This window comes from Anaerotruncus sp. AF02-27 (genome assembly GCF_003465835.1).
In the GTDB taxonomy this organism is placed as follows: domain Bacteria; phylum Bacillota; class Clostridia; order Oscillospirales; family Ruminococcaceae; genus Anaerotruncus; species Anaerotruncus rubiinfantis.
Genome location: NZ_QSBX01000061.1, coordinates 1 through 2173, shown reverse-complemented (window position 1 = coordinate 2173; position 2173 = coordinate 1). Strand labels below are relative to the sequence as shown.

The 2173-nt window shown below is 55.5% G+C and carries 3 protein-coding genes; all 3 read left to right on the top strand.

Annotation, left to right across the window (positions count from 1 at the left end; translation table 11 throughout):
- The first annotated feature begins 65 nt into the window (after positions 1-65).
- Complete coding sequence (locus DWV16_RS18715) at positions 66-512, top strand: GNAT family N-acetyltransferase (RefSeq protein WP_066459703.1); 447 nt, start codon at positions 66-68, stop codon at positions 510-512.
- Positions 513-678: 166 nt separating this feature from the next.
- Positions 679-1257, top strand: a complete 579-nt coding sequence (locus DWV16_RS18710; RefSeq protein ID WP_066459701.1) for a LemA family protein — start codon at positions 679-681, stop codon at positions 1255-1257.
- A gap of 4 nt (positions 1258-1261) precedes the next feature.
- Positions 1262-2062, top strand: a complete 801-nt coding sequence (locus DWV16_RS18705) for a YgcG family protein (RefSeq protein ID WP_118480956.1) — start codon at positions 1262-1264, stop codon at positions 2060-2062.
- The last annotated feature ends 111 nt before the right edge of the window (positions 2063-2173 follow it).

Genomic DNA, 2173 nt, shown 5'->3' with positions numbered 1-2173 from the left:
TGCCTCGGCTCGTAGCTGGCTGCCACTCTTCCGAGGCAAATATATTGTAACAGGAGAATCAGAAATTGATCAGAAAAGTGACCGCAGAGGATCGGGAAGTCTTTTTGCCCATGCTCCGTGAATTCTACCATTCACCGGCTGTGCTGCATCCGATCCCTGGGGATCATTTCGAACGCACCTTCGCACAGATCGCGGCGGGCAGCCCGCTTCTGGAGGCGTATCTTTTTGTGGAGGAAGGCGGGATCGCGGGCTATGCGCAGATTTCCTATACCTGGTCGAATGAAGCGGGGGGCCTGTGCGCTTGGATTGAAGAAATCTATGTGCGGCCGCAGTTTCAGGGGAAAGGGATCGGCGCGCGCTTTTTTCGGGAATTCGAAGAAAAGTCCCAGGGAAAGATTTCCCGTATCCGGCTTGAGGTCGAAGCGGATAACACCGGCGCGTCCCGGCTTTATGAACGGCTGGGCTTTGAAAAGATGCCATACCTGCAGATGTATAAGGAACTGGATGTTTGAGGGTGCGCGGCTGGGAAACCAGCCGCGTTTTTATCCTTCATGAAATTTTCTGAAATAAATCGCAACCGATTTGTGAACTCTAAGAGTATAACCTTGTAAACAAAAATCCGGCATGCTAGAATGATGCTGGCTTATCAAAATTTTATCAAAGGGGACGAACTGTAGCATGAAAAAATTGTCCGGTGGGATGATTGCCTTAATTGTAATCGTTGTCTTGCTTGTGATTGCCGTGTTTACGCTTGTGGGGGCATACAATGGCATGGCAACCCTGCGGGAAAACGTCGATACCCAGCAGTCGGCCATCCAGACCCAGCTGCAGCGCCGGTCGGATTTGATCCCGAACCTGGTGAATACTGTGAAGGGACTTGCGGCCCAGGAGCAGGCGGTGATTGACAGCGTGACAGAGGCGCGCGCCCAGCTTTCCGGCGCGCAGGGGATGCAGGAGCTGGCCGCTGCCAATGACAACCTTTCGAGTGCGCTCTCACGGCTTTTAATGGTGGTGGAGAACTACCCGGAAATCCAGTCGAGCCAGGGATATATCTCCCTGATGGACGAGCTGGCCGGGACCGAAAACCGTATCTCAGTGGCGCGCGTCGATTATAACGAGGCCGTCAAGAGCTACAACAGCAAAATTATCACCTTTCCCAATAACCTGCTTGCGGGGATGTTTGGCTTTGTGAAGGCGGAATACTTCGAGGCGCCCGAATCGGCTCAGTCAGCGCCGAGCGTCGATTTCACGGCTTAACGGGATGAAACAGCGGATAAAAAGGATATTCCCGGCTGCTGCCGCCCTGCTTTTGACGCTTGGACTTTTCTGTGGGGCGTCCTATCCAGCTCCAACACGGGATTTCTTCGTAAACGACTACGCGAATGTGCTCTCCCAGTCCACGAAGGATTATATTATGGACAGATCCGCTTCGCTCGACCAACAGACCGGCGCCCAGCTTGTGGTGCTGACGGTCGCTTCGCTCGACGGGCAGGATCGGGACAGCTATGCGCTCGGCGTGGCGCGTGCGTGGGGGATTGGCAGCAAGGAAAAGAATAATGGAGTGCTCTTGCTGCTCGCGCCGGATGACGGTGAAATCAAGGTCGAAGTTGGTCGCGGGCTTGAGGGCGCGCTCAACGACGCGAAAGTTGGCCGGCTGATCGACACCTATGCGATCAGCTCCTATAAAGAAGGGGATTTTGACACCGGTACGCGGGAACTCTATAACGGGCTGCTTTCGGAGATCCTGGTCGAATACGGGTTGGATGCGCTTCCGGGATATGAAGCGATCCCGGAGGAATCGGAGGAAAGCGATTTTGGAGATCTGCTCGTCATCCTGGTTGTCATTCTGGTGTTCGTTTCAATCTTTTCGCGCGGGCGGCGCGGCAGAAACCGGCGGAAAGGCCCGTGGGACGACGATGACGACGATCACCATTTTGGCGGCCCATTCTTCTTCGGCGGATTCGGCGGCTTTGGGAGAGGCGGCGGAGGCGGCTTTGGCGGGGGAGGATTCTCCGGCGGAGGCGGAAGTTTTGGCGGGGGAGGCTCCGGGAGAAGTTTCTGACCTGGCCAAAAGAACGGCGGACGCCGCGCAAAATATGCGCGGCGTCCGTTTCGTTGTAGAGAAACCACCGGCTGTGCCGGTGGTAGAGAAAAAGCTTTAGCGAGGGGCGAG